The sequence below is a fragment of the Streptomyces pseudogriseolus genome, assembly GCA_002154585.1.
GTDB classification, from domain to species: Bacteria; Actinomycetota; Actinomycetes; order Streptomycetales; family Streptomycetaceae; genus Streptomyces; species Streptomyces pseudogriseolus.
The window spans coordinates 1-16,288 of the sequence record MUNG01000291.1 but is presented as its reverse complement, the minus strand read 5'-3'; the positions used below and the strand labels follow the sequence as shown (position 1 = coordinate 16,288).

At 73.7% G+C, this 16,288-nt stretch carries 17 protein-coding genes and 1 pseudogene; 16 read left to right on the top strand and 2 right to left on the bottom strand.

The features are described from left to right. The first annotated feature begins 409 nt into the window (after positions 1 to 409). The 4 genes from alr (at position 410) to CCN29_RS36170 (ending at position 3,578) form a co-directional block, all read left to right on the top strand. On the top strand, positions 410 to 1,588 hold the full coding sequence (alr, locus tag CCN29_RS23920; protein WP_086684400.1) for an alanine racemase: 1,179 nt from the start codon (positions 410 to 412) through the stop codon (positions 1,586 to 1,588). Between the two features lie 36 nt (positions 1,589 to 1,624). After that, positions 1,625 to 2,839 (top strand): alpha/beta fold hydrolase, encoded by a 1,215-nt coding sequence (locus CCN29_RS23915; protein WP_086684397.1) that lies wholly within the window; start codon positions 1,625 to 1,627, stop codon positions 2,837 to 2,839. Then, a complete protein-coding gene (tsaE, locus tag CCN29_RS23910) occupies positions 2,808 to 3,311 on the top strand; it encodes a tRNA (adenosine(37)-N6)-threonylcarbamoyltransferase complex ATPase subunit type 1 TsaE (protein WP_031017306.1) in 504 nt (167 codons plus the stop codon). The genes CCN29_RS23915 and tsaE overlap by 32 nt, the downstream gene beginning before the upstream one ends. Before the next feature lie 114 nt (positions 3,312 to 3,425). Continuing rightward, positions 3,426 to 3,578, top strand: coding sequence for a hypothetical protein (locus CCN29_RS36170; RefSeq protein WP_167334610.1), 153 nt, complete (start codon positions 3,426 to 3,428; stop codon positions 3,576 to 3,578). A 1-nt stretch (position 3,579) separates the two neighbouring features. On the opposite strand, the gene CCN29_RS23905 is transcribed toward CCN29_RS36170, so the two are convergent. After that, positions 3,580 to 4,125 (bottom strand): hypothetical protein, encoded by a 546-nt coding sequence (locus CCN29_RS23905; protein WP_086684393.1) that lies wholly within the window; start codon positions 4,123 to 4,125, stop codon positions 3,580 to 3,582. Between the two features lie 108 nt (positions 4,126 to 4,233). On the opposite strand from CCN29_RS23905, the gene tsaB reads away from it, so the two are divergent. The 7 genes and pseudogenes from tsaB to CCN29_RS23870 all read left to right on the top strand — a co-directional run. Next, positions 4,234 to 4,887, top strand: a complete 654-nt coding sequence (tsaB, locus tag CCN29_RS23900) for a tRNA (adenosine(37)-N6)-threonylcarbamoyltransferase complex dimerization subunit type 1 TsaB (RefSeq protein ID WP_006130747.1) — start codon at positions 4,234 to 4,236, stop codon at positions 4,885 to 4,887. Beyond that, positions 4,884 to 5,408 carry a ribosomal protein S18-alanine N-acetyltransferase gene (gene rimI / locus CCN29_RS23895; protein WP_006130746.1) on the top strand — a complete coding sequence of 175 codons (525 nt, stop codon included), beginning with the start codon at positions 4,884 to 4,886 and terminating at the stop codon, positions 5,406 to 5,408. The genes tsaB and rimI overlap by 4 nt, the downstream gene beginning before the upstream one ends. Before the next feature lie 24 nt (positions 5,409 to 5,432). Continuing rightward, positions 5,433 to 6,530: a tRNA (adenosine(37)-N6)-threonylcarbamoyltransferase complex transferase subunit TsaD gene (tsaD, locus tag CCN29_RS23890; protein WP_006130745.1), complete on the top strand. Its 1,098-nt coding sequence runs from the start codon at positions 5,433 to 5,435 to the stop codon at positions 6,528 to 6,530. Continuing rightward, a complete protein-coding gene (locus tag CCN29_RS23885; RefSeq protein WP_006130744.1) occupies positions 6,527 to 6,790 on the top strand; it encodes a hypothetical protein in 264 nt (87 codons plus the stop codon). The genes tsaD and CCN29_RS23885 overlap by 4 nt, the downstream gene beginning before the upstream one ends. A 171-nt stretch (positions 6,791 to 6,961) precedes the next feature. Continuing rightward, entirely contained in the window at positions 6,962 to 8,014 is a 1,053-nt protein-coding gene (locus CCN29_RS23880; RefSeq protein ID WP_031017293.1) for a LacI family DNA-binding transcriptional regulator, read from the top strand. An 86-nt stretch (positions 8,015 to 8,100) separates the two neighbouring features. Next, on the top strand, positions 8,101 to 9,195 hold the full coding sequence (locus CCN29_RS23875; RefSeq protein ID WP_442538469.1) for an LCP family protein: 1,095 nt from the start codon (positions 8,101 to 8,103) through the stop codon (positions 9,193 to 9,195). Between the two features lie 168 nt (positions 9,196 to 9,363). Next, positions 9,364 to 9,552 (top strand): annotated as a pseudogene (locus CCN29_RS23870) (RNA polymerase subunit sigma-24); the annotation flags it as partial. A 20-nt stretch (positions 9,553 to 9,572) separates the two neighbouring features. Here the strand turns inward: CCN29_RS23870 and CCN29_RS23865 are convergent. Beyond that, positions 9,573 to 10,748, bottom strand: coding sequence for a THUMP-like domain-containing protein (locus tag CCN29_RS23865; protein WP_442538468.1), 1,176 nt, complete (start codon positions 10,746 to 10,748; stop codon positions 9,573 to 9,575). Between the two features lie 123 nt (positions 10,749 to 10,871). Here CCN29_RS23865 and CCN29_RS23860 point away from each other — a divergent pair, with 123 nt between their 5' ends. From CCN29_RS23860 to CCN29_RS23840, 5 genes are all read left to right on the top strand, one after another. After that, the gene (locus tag CCN29_RS23860; protein ID WP_234322404.1) at positions 10,872 to 11,759 is read left to right on the top strand and encodes a polysaccharide deacetylase family protein; all 888 of its coding nucleotides are present in this window, start codon (positions 10,872 to 10,874) and stop codon (positions 11,757 to 11,759) included. After that, complete coding sequence (locus CCN29_RS23855) at positions 11,756 to 12,499, top strand: polysaccharide deacetylase family protein (RefSeq protein ID WP_006130738.1); 744 nt, start codon at positions 11,756 to 11,758, stop codon at positions 12,497 to 12,499. The genes CCN29_RS23860 and CCN29_RS23855 overlap by 4 nt, the downstream gene beginning before the upstream one ends. Positions 12,500 to 12,969: 470 nt before the next feature. Beyond that, a complete protein-coding gene (gene groES / locus CCN29_RS23850) occupies positions 12,970 to 13,278 on the top strand; it encodes a co-chaperone GroES (RefSeq protein WP_006130737.1) in 309 nt (102 codons plus the stop codon). 162 nt (positions 13,279 to 13,440) lie between these two features. Further along, complete coding sequence (gene groL, locus CCN29_RS23845) at positions 13,441 to 15,069, top strand: chaperonin GroEL (RefSeq protein WP_086684381.1); 1,629 nt, start codon at positions 13,441 to 13,443, stop codon at positions 15,067 to 15,069. Positions 15,070 to 15,250: 181 nt separating this feature from the next. Then, positions 15,251 to 16,288, top strand: a 1,038-nt coding sequence (locus CCN29_RS23840; RefSeq protein ID WP_086684406.1) for a hypothetical protein, incomplete at its 3' end; no start/stop codon positions are given.

Here is a 16,288-nt window from a genome sequence, read left to right as displayed (position 1 = left end):
GGCGGCGGCAAGCTGCGGCCGCCAACCGCGAGCGCGCGGCCGAATGGCGGCGGTCGCGATGCCGCTAGCCGCGGGCATTCGTGCCTCCCCCAGTGCCTTGAGGGCCTGGGAGGTACCCCCAGGGCGATGGGGGTACCTCCCGCTCGAGCGAAGCCGAGAGTGGGGGAGGGTGGGCGCGGCGGCACCTCGTTGGCGCCGAGGTGCGCGAACACCCCCCGGCCCGCACCAACGCCGGGTACCTACGAAGCACCGGGTGCATCCCCCGGGGGTCCGCTCCCGCGCCGGTGCACAACAAGCGCCGGGCGTGCAGCCACCCCGAGGGTGACCTGCATCAACGGCGCTCGAGGACACACCCCTCCCCACCCCACCCCCGGAGGGAAACCGCACGCGCTCTGAGAGACTGTCCGGGATGAAAGAGACAGCTGACCCGCACGGCGCCCAGCTCCGAGCCCGCGCTGTGATCGATCTGGCCGCCGTGCGGGCCAACGTCCGCACGCTGCGTGAGCGCGCCTCCCGCGCCGCCCTGATGGCCGTCGTCAAGGCCGACGGATACGGGCACGGCGCGGCCCCCTGCGCCCGTGCGGCCGTGGCGGCCGGTGCGACCTGGCTGGGCACCGCCACGCCGCAGGAGGCGCTGGCGCTGCGGGCGCCGGGGTCCGGGGTGCCGGACGACGTCCGGGTCATGTGCTGGCTGTGGACGCCCGGCGGGCCCTGGCGTGAGGCGATCGAGGCCGATGTCGACGTCTCGGTGGGCGGGCTGTGGGCGCTGGACGAGGTCACCTCGGCCGCCCGGCAGGCCGGCCGCCCCGCGCGGGTGCAGCTCAAGGCGGACACCGGGCTCGGGCGCGGCGGCTGCCAGCCCGGGGACTGGGCCGAGCTGGTCGCGGGCGCGCGGCGCGCGGAGGCCGAGGGGCTGCTGAAGGTCACCGGGCTGTGGTCGCACTTCGCCTGCGCCGACGAGCCCGGGCATCCCTCGATCGCCGCTCAGCTGGTCACGTTCCGGGAGATGGTGGCGTACGCCGAGGCGCGGGGCGTGGAGCCCGAGGTGCGGCACATCGCCAACTCGCCCGCGACCCTGACGCTGGAGGAGAGCCACTTCGACCTGGTGCGGCCCGGCATCGCGATGTACGGCGTCTCGCCCAGCCCCGCGATCGGCACGCCGACGGAGCTCGGGCTGCGGCCCGCGATGACCCTGACGGCGTCGCTGGCGCTGGTGAAGAACGTGCCGGGCGGACACGGGGTCAGCTACGGGCATCATTACGTGACGCCCGGGGCCACCACCCTCGGGCTGGTGCCGCTCGGGTACGCCGACGGCATCCCGCGGCACGCCTCGTCCGCGGGGCCCGTCATGGTCGAGGGGAAGTGGCGGACCGTCGCCGGGCGGGTCGCGATGGACCAGTTCGTGGTGGATCTGGGCGGTGACGAGCCCGGTCCCGGGGCCGAGGCGGTGCTGTTCGGGCCCGGTGACCGGGGTGAGCCCACCGCGGAGGACTGGGCGCAGGCGTCCGGGACCATCGCGTACGAGATCGTCACCCGGATCGGCAGCCGCGTCCCGCGCGTGTATGTGAACGGGGAACAGAGCGGGTAGGCGCCCTGCGTGGGGTCCGGGGAAGAGGAGCGGTACGTGAGCGAGAGCAGTGCGCAGGCCGTGACGGCCGCGTCCGCCGGGGGATGGCGCCGGGCGACCGGTGTCGCGGGCCTCGCGATAGGCGTGCTGGCCACCGGGGCCGCCGCCGGCGTGGCCATAGAACGGATGACGGTCGGGCGCGGCATGCGCCGCAAGGCCCGGATGGTGCTGGACTCGGCGGGGCCGTACGGGTCCCTGCGGGGGACGCCCGGCAGGGCGTACGCCGACGACGGGACCGAGCTGTACTACGAGGTCGACGAGGTCGAGGGCGAGGCGGAGAGCGGCAGGCGGCGGCGGTTGTTCGGGCGGCGGGCGCCCGCGCCGGTGACCGTGGTGTTCAGTCACGGGTACTGCCTCAACCAGGACTCCTGGCACTTCCAGCGGGCCGCCCTGCGGGGTGTGGTGCGGACCGTGCACTGGGACCAGCGCAGTCACGGGCGGTCGGCGCGGGGCGCCGCGCAGACGGAGCGCGGGGAGCCGGTGACCATCGAGCAGCTCGGGCGGGATCTGAAGGCCGTCGTCGACGCCGCCGCGCCCGAGGGGCCGCTGGTGCTCGTCGGGCACTCCATGGGCGGGATGACCGTGATGGCGCTCGCCGACCAGTTCCCCGAGCTGATCCGGGAGCGGTGTGCCGGGGTCGCTCTGGTGGGGACGTCGTCGGGGCGGCTGGGCGAGGTCAACTTCGGGCTGCCGGTGGCCGGGGTCAACGCGGTGCGGCGGGTGCTGCCCGGGGTGCTGAAGGCGCTGGGGCAGCGGGCCGAGCTGGTCGAGAAGGGGCGGCGGGCGACCGCCGATCTGTTCGCCGGGGTCATCAAGCGCTACTCGTTCGCCTCCCGGGACGTCGATCCCGCCGTCGCCCGGTTCGCCGAGCGGATGATCGAGTCCACGCCCATCGACGTGGTGGCCGAGTACTACCCGGCCTTCGACAGTCACGACAAGGCGGAGGCGCTGGCGCACTTCGCGGACCTGCCGGTGCTGGTGCTCGCGGGGGTGGGCGATCTCGTCACCCCGAGCGAGCACAGCGAGGCCATCGCCGATCTGCTGCCCGGGGCCGAGCTGGTGCTGGTGCCGGACGCCGGGCACCTGGTGATGCTGGAGCATCCCGAGCAGGTGACCGACCGGCTCGCCGACCTGCTGGTCCGCGCGGGCGCGGTGCCCGCAGGGGCTACCGTGGGTGGCTATGGAAGCAGCAGCACCGCACAGCACCGCTGAACTGACCGTCACCTCCCCCGAGCAGATGCGCGACCTCGGCCGGCGCCTCGCCAAGCTGCTGCGCGCGGGCGATCTCGTGCTGCTCTCCGGTGAGCTGGGGGCCGGCAAGACGACCCTGACGCGCGGGCTCGGCGAAGGGCTCGGGGTGCGGGGCGCGGTGACCTCGCCGACGTTCGTCATCGCCCGGGTGCACCCCTCGCTGGGGGACGGTCCGCCGCTGGTGCACGTCGACGCCTACCGGCTGTCCGGCGGGCTCGACGAGATGGAGGATCTGGACCTCGACGTCTCGCTGCCCGAGTCGGTGGTCGTCGTGGAGTGGGGCGAGGGCAAGGTCGAGGAACTGACCGAGGACCGGCTGCATGTGGTGATCCACCGGGCGGTCGGCGACACGACCGACGAGGTGCGGCACGTGACCGTGCGGGGGATGGGCGCCCGCTGGGCCGGGGCCGGGCTGGGGCCGCTGTCCGCCTGAGTGTTCCGACAAGGCGTCGGCACAGTGTTGCGTCCGCGGCGTCCCGCGTGGTCACATGGTGTCCAGCTCATGGTTAGGTATGCCTAACCAGCTCCCAGCGTTCAGGAGGCGTCCATGCCGGCCGTCCCGAGCAGTGAGTCCACGCCGCGACCGGTGCCCATGCGCGACCTGCTGGCCGCCTGCGCCGCTGCCGCCGCCGTCTCCACGCCGCCGCCCGCCCCCGAGCCGCCACGGGAGGAGACGGCTGTACGGCGGGAGGCCGCGTAGGTCACGGCACCACGACGACCGTGCGGCCGATCGTCGCGAACCGCCACATCGCCGTGCCGTCCGCCCGTGTTTCCCGGATGCCGCCCGTGCGCTCCCGTGGGTCCAGGACGGGCGCCGAGCCGTCGACCGCCGCGCTGAACCCGATCACCGTGCCGTCCACGCTCGCGAAGCGCACCACGTGTTCGACGGGGACGCCGTCCGAGCCGGTGACCTTCCCCGAGCGGGACGTCACCCGGTAGGAGCCCGGTGCCGGGTCCACCGTGCTGGGGCTCACGCCGAACGTGCGGCGCACCGTGTTGTTGTCGTTCACCAGCCACACCCGGTCCCGGCGCAGCGAGTACACGACCCGCTGCCCCAGCCCCGAGCGCGGGGGCAGCGCGGCCGGGTGGGTGCCGCGGGGCGCCGTCGCCGCGGGGGCGGGGGTGCCCGGCGTCCGCCGGCCCAGGTCGGGCGGGACCGTCTCCGCGGCCCGGTAACCGAGATAACCGACCGTCGCGAGGGCCGCCGCGGTCAGCCCCGCCACGATCATCGAGCTGGTCCCCGCCATCGCCGTCACCTCTGTCCTGATCCGTGCGGATGTGACGCGACCGTAGCAGTCGGTGACCGTCCGGCCGGTGCGGCCGTGGGCGGGGCGTCGGAGCCGTAGGCTGTTTGCGTGCTCTTGCTCGCTCTGGATACCGCCACCCCCGCCGTCACCGTCGCGCTGCACGACGGCGACGACGTCATCGCCTCGTCGAGCCAGGTGGACGCCCGCCGCCACGGTGAACTGCTGCTCCCGGCCGTCGACCGGGTGCTCGCCGAGGCCGGTCTGCGGCTCGACGCCGTCACCGGGATCGTGGCCGGCACCGGCCCCGGCCCCTACACCGGTCTGCGGGTCGGCCTGATGACCGCCGACACCTTCGGGCTCGCCCTCGGCGTGCCCGTGCACGGTGTGTGCACGCTGGACGGCCTGGCCTACGCGGCCGACCTGGACGGCCCCTTCGTGGTGGCGACCGACGCCCGCCGCAAGGAGGTCTACTGGGCGCGGTACGCCGACTCCCGCACCCGCCTCACCGACCCGGCCGTCGACCGGCCCGCCGACATCGCCGGCCAGGTCGCGGGCCTGCCCGCGGCCGGCGCGGGCGCCCTGCTCTACCCGGACGTCTTCCCCCAGGCGCACGAGCCGGAGCACGTGAGCGCCGCCGCCCTCGCCCGGCTGGCCGTGGAGCGGCTGAAGGCGGGCGAGGAGCTGCCCGCGCCCCGGCCGCTGTACCTGCGGCGGCCCGACGCCCAGGTGCCCAAGAACTACAAGGTGGTCACCCCCAAGTGACGGGAGCCGAGACGGTGGAGCTGCGCGAGATGCGCTGGTGGGACATCGACCCCGTGCTGGAGCTGGAGCGCGACCTCTTCCCCGAGGACGCGTGGTCGCGCGGCATGTTCTGGTCCGAGCTGGCCCACTCCCGCGGGCCCGGGGCGACCCGGCGCTACGTCGTCGCCGAGGAGGGCGGCCGGATCGTCGGCTACGCCGGCCTGACCACCTCCGGCGCGGAGGGTGACGACGGCGCCGCCCCGGCGGCCGACGTCCAGACCATCGCGGTCACCCGCGACCACTGGGGCACCGGGCTCGGCTCCCGGCTGCTGACGGAGCTGCTGCGCGCGGCCACGGCGTTCGAGTGCGCCGAGGTGATGCTGGAGTGCCGCGTCGACAACGTCCGCGCCCAGAAGCTCTACGAGCGCTTCGGCTTCGAGGTCATCGGGGTCAGGCGCGGCTACTACCAGCCGGGCAACGTGGACGCGCTGGTCATGCGCTTGACCGACCCGTCCGCCTCCGTGACCCGGACCACCCCGTGAACGGCGTACAAGGAACCGAGATCCATGGCTGACGAACCCCTGGTACTGGGGATCGAGACCTCCTGCGACGAGACCGGCGTCGGTATCGTCCGCGGCACCACCCTGCTCGCGGACGCCGTCGCCTCCAGCGTCGACGAACACGCCCGCTTCGGCGGCGTCGTCCCCGAGGTGGCGAGCCGCGCCCACCTGGAGGCGATGGTCCCCACCATCGAGCGGGCGCTGAAGGACGCCGGGGTGAGCGCCCGGGACCTCGACGGCATCGCCGTCACGGCGGGACCCGGGCTGGCCGGCGCGCTGCTGGTCGGCGTCTCGGCGGCGAAGGCGTACGCCTACGCCCTCGGCAAGCCCCTGTACGGCGTCAACCACCTCGCCTCCCACATCTGCGTCGACCAGCTGGAGCACGGGCCGCTGCCCGAGCCGACGATGGCGCTGCTGGTCTCCGGCGGCCACTCCTCGCTGCTGCTGTCCGCCGACATCACCTCCGACGTGCGCCCGCTCGGCGCGACCATCGACGACGCGGCGGGCGAGGCCTTCGACAAGATCGCCCGGGTGCTGAACCTCGGCTTCCCCGGCGGCCCCGTCATCGACCGGTACGCCCGCGAGGGGGACCCGGAGGCCATCGCCTTCCCGCGCGGCCTGACCGGCCCCCGCGACCCCGCGTACGACTTCTCCTTCTCCGGGCTGAAGACGGCCGTGGCGCGCTGGATCGAGGCCAAGCGGGCGGCGGGCGAGGAGGTGCCGGTGCGGGACGTGTCGGCGTCCTTCCAGGAGGCCGTCGTGGACGTGCTCACCCGCAAGGCCGTGCGCGCCTGCAAGGACGAGGGCGTCGACCATCTGATGATCGGCGGCGGCGTGGCCGCCAACTCCCGGCTGCGCGCCCTCGCCGAGGAGCGCTGCGAGGCCGCCGGCATCCGGCTGCGCGTGCCGCGCCCCAAGCTGTGCACGGACAACGGCGCGATGGTGGCCGCCCTCGGCGCGGAGATGGTCGCCCGCAACCGCGCGGCCTCCGACTGGGACCTCTCCGCGGACTCCTCCCTCCCGGTCACCGACCCGCACGTGCCGGGCGCCGCCCACTCCCACGACCATGTCCACGAGACCGCCCGGGAGAACCTCTACCCATGACCGTCGCGCTGATGTGGGAGGCCCGCGCGGTCCCCGGCCGCGGCCCGGACCTGCTGGCCTGGGCCGAGGAGCGGTCCCGCGAGCTGCCCCGGCGCCCGGTGCGCCGGGAGACCTTCCGCGCGCCGCAGGACCGGGTCCTGGTCATCACCTGGTGGAACGCCCCCCTCGACGCCGACCTGCCCGAGCTCCCGGAGCCGGAGAGCACGCTGGTCACGCGGGCCGTGCACCGGTGGCGGTTCGAGTCGCTGGGGAGTGTCTGAGCGTCTGTGCGGCGAGGGGCCGGTACGCCGGGGACGGTGGGGGTCCCGGCGCGGGTGAGGTACGGGCGAGGCGCGACGGCCGTGTAACGCGAATGTTTCGTCATACGTTTCGAATGTTCCGGACCGTCGCAGGTCTTCGCCCGCGCGGCTCGCGGAGATACGATCGCCGCCATGACTTCCCCGCAGCCCGCTGAGACCCGGACCCACGGGCGCAGCACGCAGACCGCGACGCTCGCCGAGATCGCCCGCGAGGCGGGTGTCTCCGCGCCGACTGTTTCGAAGGTGCTCAACGGCCGCGCCGACGTCGCCCCCGGCACCCGGTCCCGCGTCGAGCAGCTGCTGCGCACTCACGGCTACCGGCGCCGTCGCGCCGAGGCGAGCCGCTCGCCGCTCATCGACCTGGTCTTCCACGAGCTGGAGAGCGCCTGGGCGATGGAGGTCATCCGGGGCGTGGAGAACGTCGCCCGGGACGCCGGGCTGAGCGTCGTGCTGTCCGAGAGCGCGGGGCGGCTCACGCCCGGCCGCACCTGGGCCGACCAGGTCGCCGCCCGCCGCCCGCACGGCGTGATCCTGGTGCTGTCCGGCCTCGACGAGTCCGGCCGCGCGCTGCTGACCAGCCGTTCCATCCCGTTCGTGGTGATGGACCCGGCCGGCGACCCGGGTACCGACGTGCCCTCCATCGGCGCGACCAACTGGCAGGGCGGGCTCGCCGCCACCCGGCATCTGGTCGAGCTGGGCCACACCCGGATCGGCGCGATCAGCGGGCCCTCCCGGATGATGTGCAGCCGCGCCCGCGTCGACGGCTACCGCGCCGCCCTGGAGACCGCCGGGCTGCCGGTCGACCCGGAGCTGATCGTCAGCGGCGACTTCCACCACGACGCCGGCTACCGGCAGGGTCTCGCCCTGCTGCGCCGCGAGAACCGGCCCACCGCCGTGTTCGCCGGCAACGACCTTCAGGCGCTCGGGCTGTACGAGGCCGCGCGCGAGCTGGGGCTGCGGATCCCGGAGGACCTGAGCGTGGTCGGCTTCGACGACCTGCCGGTGGCCCGCTGGGTGGGCCCGCCGCTGACGACCGTACGGCAGCCGCTGACGGAGATGGCGGAGGCGGCGGCCAGGCTGGTGCTCGACCTGGGCAAGGGCGAGGACAGCTCGACGGCGACCCGGGTGGAGCTGGCGACCAGCCTGGTGGTGCGGAGCAGCACGGCCGCGCCGGCGGCGCGCTGAGCCCGCGGCCGGGTGGTTCGGAATCTGAGAATTCGACGAGAAAAACGTCCGGGGTGCGTCGGCTGTCATAATTCGGACGTACGTTCCTGCTTGTGACGGGACATCAGGGGACAAGCGGGGACAGTGACGGAGAGGACGACGCCGGGGGCGCGGACATACGGCCCGGCCGGCGCGGAAGACGGACGCTGAGAGTCGTCGGGGGTGTGCTGGCCGGGCTGCTGGTGCTGGGCGCGGGCGCGGCGGCCTGGGCCTATCTGCGGCTGGACGGGAACATCCGCGGCGTCGACATCGACCAGGCCCTGGGCGACGACCGGCCGCCCCGGGGTGCGGCCACGCCGGCCCCGTCGCCGTACGGGGACGCCTCGCCGCTGCCGGACGGGGCGCTGAACCTGCTGGTGCTCGGCTCCGACGCGCGCAGCGGCGCGGAGAACCGGGAACTGGGCGGCGGGGAGGCCGGCGGCGCCCGGTCCGACACCGCGATGGTCGTGCACCTCGACGCCGGGCGGACCTCCGCCACGGTGGTCAGCATCCCCCGCGACACCCTCGTCGACCGTCCCTCCTGCCCCCGTCAGGACGGGGGCGCGACGCGGCCGGCGTCCGGGGTCATGTTCAACACCGCGTACGAGGTGGGCGGCCCGGTGTGCGCGGTGAAGACCGTCGAGACCCTCACCGGCGTCCGCATGGACCACTACGTCGAGATCGACTTCGCCGGGTTCGCCCGCCTGGTCGACGCGCTCGGCGGGGTCACCGTGACCACCCGTCAGGACATCGACGACGACCGCAGCCATCTCACCCTCGACGCCGGCACCCACCATCTGGACGGCAGGCAGGCGCTCGGACTCGCCCGCACCCGGTACGCCGTCGGCGACGGCAGCGACCTGGGCCGGATCACGCTCCAGCAGGACCTGGTGAAGGCGCTCGTCCGGCGGGTCACCGAGCTGGACCTGCTGACGAGCCCGACCGTGCTGTTCGAGGCCGCCGACGCCCTCACGGACAGCCTCACCACCGACACCGGCCTGGACTCGCTCGGTGAACTGGTCACCTTCGCCCGCAGTCTGGGCGGGCTGACCGCCGACCGCGTCACCACGGTGACCATGCCGGTGCTGCCCGCCCCCTCCGACCCCAACCGGGTGGTCGCCGACGAGCCCGAGGCGGGGCGGCTGTGGGCCTCGCTGAAGTGACGCGAAAATACTTCCGGCCGGGTGTCGATTCTCGTGCGCGCCGTTCGACGCAGGGGTGAGAGGCCGGGAACGACCCGGCCCGCACTCCACGAGGAGCCGTCATGCCGCGCTATCTCTCCCTCATCCGGATCGACGAGAACAACGCCCCCGAGGGCGGACCCAGCCCCGATGGACGCGCTGTCCGCCGTGCCGGCGCTGCGCGGCTACCACCTGCTGCCCAGTGTCCGCGGCGACCTTCTGGCCCGCCTGGGCCGGACGGACGAGGCGCGGAAGGAGTTCGCCCGGGCGGCGGGCCTGGCGACCAACGCGCGGGAGCGGGAGATGCTGCGGAGGCGGGCGGAGGGGGCGGGCGGCTGAGCCTTTCGCACCGGCGTGCGTCAGCGCACCGGGTGGCCCAGCAGCATCGTGGGCGCGCCGGCGACGCGGGTCAGGAAGACCGTGACCGATGCCGTGCCGTGCGGCTTCGGCAGCGCCTTGCGGCGCAGTTCCTCCGGTTCGACGGCCGAGCCGCGCTTCTTGACCGTGAGGACGCCCACCTCACGCTCCCGGAGCAGGGCTTTCAGCTTCTTGACGTTGAACGGGAGCCGGTCGGTGATCTCGTAGGCGGTGGCGTACGGGGTGGGGGTCAGGGTGTCCGTGGTGACGTAGGCGATCGTCGGGTCGATCAGGCCGCCGTCGAGCATCTCGGCGACCTCGGCGACCAGGTGGGAGCGGACGACGGCGCCGTCGGGCTCGTACAGGTAGCGGCCGACGGGACGGACCTCGGGGTCGGGAAGGCCGCGGGAGACCAGGGTGTGCGGGCCCGGGAGCAGGGTCGCGCGGATCGTGCCGGGGGCGGTGCCGAACCACAGGACCGCCTCCTTCACGTCCCCGCCGTCGGAGATCCACTCCGCCTCGGCCTCGGCCGGGACCGCCTCGTGCGGGATACCGGGGGCGATCTTCAGGGCGGCGGCCCGGGACGCGTCCAGCGCCGCCCGCACCGCCCAGGACAGGGGCGGTGAGTACGCCTCCGGGTCGAAGATCCGCCCGCGCTTCGACGAGCGGCGGGCCGGGTCCACGAACACGGCGTCGTAGCCGGACGTGTCGACCTCCGTCACGTCCGCCTCGCGCACCTCGATCAGGCCGGCGAGCCCCAGGGCCTCGGCGTTGGCGCGGGCGGCGGCGGCCGCCTGCGGGTCCCGGTCCACCGCGAGCACCCGGATCCCGGCGCGCGCCAGCGCGATCGCGTCCCCGCCGATCCCGCAGCACAGGTCGGCCACCGACCGTACGCCCGCCGCCCGCAGCCGCTCCGCCCGGTACGCGGCGACGCTGCGCCGCGTCGACTGCTCGACCCCGTTCGGCGTGAAGAACATCCGCGCCGCGTCCTCCGCGCCGAACTTCGCCACCGCACGCTGCCGCAGCCGCGCCTGGCCGAGGGCCGCCGACACCAGCTCGGCGGGGTGGTCGCGGCGCAGCCGGGTCGCGACGGCGAGTTCGTGCGCGGGGTCGGTGTCGCGCACCTCGTCGAGGAGGGCGTGGCCTTCGGGGGTGAGGAGCGGGGCGAGGTCGTTCACCGGGTCATTGTGGGCCAGTCGGTGGACCGTGCGCTTCCGGCCGCGGTGTCGGGCCGGGCGGAGGCCGGGCGGCTGCGAGGATCCGGCCCCATGCGAGTAGTAGGACAAAACGATAAGAAGCAAATGAGGCCCCTGGGAGTGCGGACCGGTCTCGCGGCGCTCACGCTCGCCCTCCTCGCCTCGGGCTGCGGCAAGGACAGCGACACGGTCGAACCCGCGGGCGGCCAGCCCCTCCAGGCGCCCCCGGCCCGCGCCCTCGACTCCTACGCCGACAAGCTGCGCGCCGCGCAGGCCGCACGGGCCGCCGCGGCGAAACGCTGGGGTCTGAAGAAGGTCCCGCTGGCCGCGCCGCCGCCCCCGGCGAAGAAGCCGCGCATCACCACCCGCGACGGCTTCGAGGTCGACGGGCACGAACGGCTGGAGCTCCCGCCGGTCTTCACCACCGTCCCGGTGAAGGAGAAGGTCGTCTTCCTCACCATCGACGACGGCGCCGAGAAGGACCCCGAGTTCCTGCGGATGATGACCGAACTGAAGGTGCCCTACAGCGCGTTCCTCAGCGACTACCTCGTCGAGGAGGACTACGGCTACTTCAAGGACATGCAGAAGCGAGGTGTGGCCCTGCACAACCACACCCTCCACCACCCCTACCTGCCGGCCCTCTCGCGCAGCAAGCAGACGCGCGAGATCTGCGGCATGCAGGACGTCATCGAGAAGCACTACGGCACCCGCCCGGTCCTCTTCCGCCCGCCCTACGGCAACTACGACAGGACGACCCTGCGCGCCGCCAAGAGCTGCGGCATCACGCACGTCCCGCTGTGGAACGCGGAGGTCTTCGTCGACCACTGGGAGTACCGCGAGTGGGACCGGGAGATCCACCCCGGCGACATCGTGCTCACCCACTTCCGGGGCCGGGACGACTGGGACGGCACCATGCGGGACATGGTCCGCCGCTTCCTCGACAAGGTCACGGCCGAGGGGTACGCCGTGGCCCGACTGGAGGACTACCTGTGAGGCGGCGGCGCGGGACCCTTCCGGCCGTGCCCGCGGCCCTCGCCCTGCTCGCCGCGACCGCCGGATGCGCGGCCCCGGCCGGCGCGGGAGACGTGTCGTCCCGCGCCGCGGGGACGGCGACCGCCGTCGCCCCCGCGCCCCTCCCGCCGGTCGTCGACCACGTCACCACCGACGACCCCGTCGTCTTCCTCACCTACGACGACGGCGCCGAACGCGACCCCCGCTTCATCGACCTGGTGCGGGACCGCAGGCTGCCGGTCGGCATGTTCCTCACCGACAGCGTGACGGGCCCCGGCTACGGCCACTTCGCCCGCCTCCGCGCGGTCGGCGCCACCCTCCAGAACCACACCCTCGACCACCCGGCCCTGCCCGGCCTGCCCCTCGCCGCCCAGCGCGCGCAGATCTGCGGCCAGCAGCGCAAACTCGCCGCCCGCTTCGGCGTCCGCCCCCGCCTCTTCCGCCCGCCCTACGGCCGGTACGACACCGCGACCCTCCGCGCCGCCGCCGAGTGCGGCATCGCCGCGGTGGTCCTGTGGCGCGTGACCCTGGAACCCGACGGCCACCTCACCTACCGTCACGGCCCCCGCCGCCTGATCCCCGGTGACATCATCGCCGTCCCCTCGGGCGAGGCCCCGCCCTTGAGCCTGGCGGAGCGAACGGCGCGGCTGCTGGGGGAGCTGGAGAAGCGGGGGCTGGAGGCGGGACGCCTCGAGGACCACGTAGGCCGGGTACTGAGGTAGGCCTCGTACTTGGCGATCGAGCCCGACGCCTCCCACCTCGCCGGCCGCGTCCAGCCCGACCGGGGCCGCCTCCAGCCCGCGGGGCTGTGTCCGGTCCGACGGGGGCCGCCTTCACTTCGCGGGCTGTGTCCGGTCCGACGGGGGCCGCCCCCAGCCCGTCCGGCGTTTGAGGACGAGGCCCGGAGGGCCGATCGGGTGTCCGGGGGCGCAGCCCCCCGGGGGGCGGTCACACCAACACCGGCACCGCACAAGCCCGCGCCGAAAAACACCCCCACCCCCCGACGCGCCGCACGGCAATTGGCACTCCGCTTGACCGAGTGCTAATCCCGGTCATAGTCTCAGGTCTGGCACTCCCCCCTGGAGAGTGCCAACAACGCGACGGGCAGGTCCGGCACCCGCGACGACGGATCGACCTGGTCGCCACCTCAGACAGTTAACCCCGTGAGATCTCCGAAGGGGGAGGTCGGATCGTGACGACCGCCAGCTCCAAGGTTGCCATCAAGCCGCTCGAGGACCGCATCGTGGTCCAGCCGCTCGACGCCGAGCAGACCACGGCTTCGGGCCTGGTCATTCCGGACACCGCGAAGGAGAAGCCCCAGGAGGGCGTCGTCCTGGCCATCGGTCCGGGCCGCTTCGAGGACGGCAAGCGCGTCGAGCTCGACGTGAAGGTCGGCGACGTCGTTCTGTACAGCAAGTACGGCGGCACCGAGGTCAAGTACAACGGCGAGGAGTACCTCGTCCTCTCGGCCCGCGACGTCCTCGCGATCGTCGAGAAGTAGTCGAGAAGTAGAGGGGACCCCGGGGCCCGCCCCGGAGCACCCGACCTCGTAGCAAGTACTTCTGCTCGAACACTGCGCCCCTGGCCCCAGCATCCGACAAGGAGCCGGGCGGCCCAGGGGCGCAGTGATTTCATCTAGATTTCCGAGAGGGCTCCCGCTGCCATGGCGAAGATCCTGAAGTTCGACGAGGACGCCCGTCGCGCCCTCGAGCGCGGCGTCAACAAGCTTGCCGACACGGTCAAGGTGACGATCGGCCCCAAGGGCCGCAACGTCGTCATCGACAAGAAGTTCGGCGCCCCCACCATCACCAACGACGGTGTCACGATCGCCCGCGAGGTGGAGATCGAGGACCCGTACGAGAACCTCGGCGCGCAGCTGGTGAAGGAGGTGGCGACCAAGACCAACGACATCGCGGGTGACGGCACCACCACCGCCACCGTGCTGGCCCAGGCGCTGGTCCGCGAGGGCCTGAAGAACGTCGCCGCCGGCGCCTCCCCGGCCGCCCTGAAGAAGGGCATCGACGCCGCGGTCGCCGCCGTCTCCGAGGACCTCCTCGCCACCGCGCGCCCGATCGACGAGAAGTCCGACATCGCCGCCGTCGCCGCGCTGTCCGCCCAGGACCAGCAGGTCGGCGAGCTCATCGCCGAGGCGATGGACAAGGTCGGCAAGGACGGTGTCATCACCGTCGAGGAGTCCAACACCTTCGGTCTGGAGCTGGACTTCACCGAGGGCATGGCCTTCGACAAGGGCTACCTGTCGCCGTACTTCGTGACGGACCAGGAGCGCATGGAGGCCGTCCTCGACGACCCGCAGATCCTGATCACGCAGGGCAAGATCTCCGCCATCGCGGACCTGCTGCCGCTGCTGGAGAAGGTCATCCAGGCCAACGCCTCCAAGCCGCTGCTGATCATCGCCGAGGACGTCGAGGGCGAGGCCCTGTCGACCCTGGTGGTCAACAAGATCCGCGGCACCTTCAAGTCCGTCGCCGTCAAGGCCCCGGGCTTCGGTGACCGCCGCAAGGCGATGCTCCAGGACATGGCCGTCCTCACCGGCGCCACGGTCGTCTCCGAGGAGGTCGGCCTCAAGCTCGACCAGGTCGGCCTGGACGTGCTCGGCTCCGCCCGCCGCGTCACCGTCACCAAGGACGACACCACGATCGTCGACGGCGCCGGCAAGAAGGAGGACGTGGAGGGCCGCGTCGGCCAGATCAAGGCCGAGATCGAGGCCACGGACTCCGACTGGGACCGCGAGAAGCTCCAGGAGCGCCTGGCGAAGCTCGCCGGCGGTGTGGCCGTCATCAAGGCCGGCGCCGCCACCGAGGTGGAGCTCAAGGAGAAGAAGCACCGTCTGGAGGACGCCATCTCCGCGACCCGCGCCGCGGTCGAGGAGGGCATCGTCTCCGGTGGTGGCTCCGCCCTGGTCCACGCCGTCAAGGTCCTCGAGGGCAACCTCGACAAGACCGGCGACGAGGCCACCGGTGTCTCCGTGGTCCGCAAGGCCGCCGTCGAGCCGCTGCGCTGGATCGCCGAGAACGCCGGCCTCGAGGGCTACGTCATCGTCTCCAAGGTCGCCGAGCTCGAGAAGGGCAACGGCTACAACGCCGCCACCGGCGCGTACGGCGACCTGATCAAGGCCGGCGTCATCGACCCGGTCAAGGTGACCCGCTCCGCCCTGGAGAACGCCGCCTCCATCGCCTCCCTGCTGCTGACGACCGAGACCCTGGTCGTCGAGAAGAAGGAAGAGGAAGAGCCGGCCGCCGCCGGTGGCCACGGCCACGGTCACGCCCACTGACGACCGAGGTCGCCAGAGCGCTCGAAGCGCCTGTAGCGAAGGCCCGGCGCCCCGTCCCCCGCGAGGACGGCGGCCGCCGGGCCTTCGCCGTCCCCCGCGACGCTCGCCCTCGATCATGGAACCGCGCGAGGCCCGTCCGAAGTCTGTGCTGACAGCGGTCGACACGAAGGGGGGAACGGCGATGGACCAGGGCCTGGTGCTGTACGGGGAACGCTCCCGCAACCCGCTCGCGCGCACGGTGCGCCTCACCGAGGACGCGCTGCGCCGGGGCGGCCGGACGACTCCGCTGGAGGAGCTGAACCTCGCCGCCATGGCGGAAGCGTTCCTGCGGGGCGCCTGGCTGGGCGGCGGAGGCGCCGAACGCCCGCTCACGTCCCTCCCCGAGGGCGCCGGCGCGGTCCCCGTCACCCGGGCGACCGGAACCTGCGCTCCCCTGAAGGTGCGTCAGGCGTCGGCGTTCGCCCGCGCGCTGGGCGAGCTCGCCGTGCGCCGGTGCGGCGGGCCCGAGCAGGTCGCCGCCCTCGCGGCACAGGCGCGGGCGGAGGGCGTCCCGCTGTGGCTCGCCCGCCGCTACGCGCACGGTCCCGCCGGTCCGATAGCGGTGGCCGTGGACCGCCGTCAGGTCCGCGTCGACGTCTGGGGCCCGCACGCCCCCGCGGTTCGCCTGCGGGCGCCGTACGGCTTCCTGGGCCACGGCGACGGGGGCACCGGTCTGGTGCTGACCGTGGGGGAGGCTGTCGCCCAGCTCGCGCTGCGCAAGAAGTTCCGCAAGTCCAAGAGCACGGTGGAGATCCGGCTGCCCGACCGGCAGTGGACGCTGCGCCGCGTGGACACGGTCAGTTCCCGGCTGCTGCGGGGCGAGACACCGGTCGCCCTGCTGATCCGCCCGCCGCGCGGAGCCGCCCCCGCCCCCGGCACCCTGCTGCTGCCGCTGGCGGACGTCCGCCACGAGAGCCCCGACCCGCTGGACGCGGTCATGGCCCACGCGGTCGCGGTGTCCTTCGGCCTCGGCGACGCGACGGGCCTGGCCCGCTTCCCCGTCACCCGCCCGCGCCACGACACCGGCGACGACGGCTGGGACCAGCCCTGGTTCAGCAACCTCGGCCGCGGCCGCGACGACAACGAACCCGGCGGGGGTGACGGCTGGGGCAGCGACGGCGGCGACGCCGGTGACGGGGGCGGCGGAGACGGAGGCGGCGACGGCGGCGGTGGGGGAGAC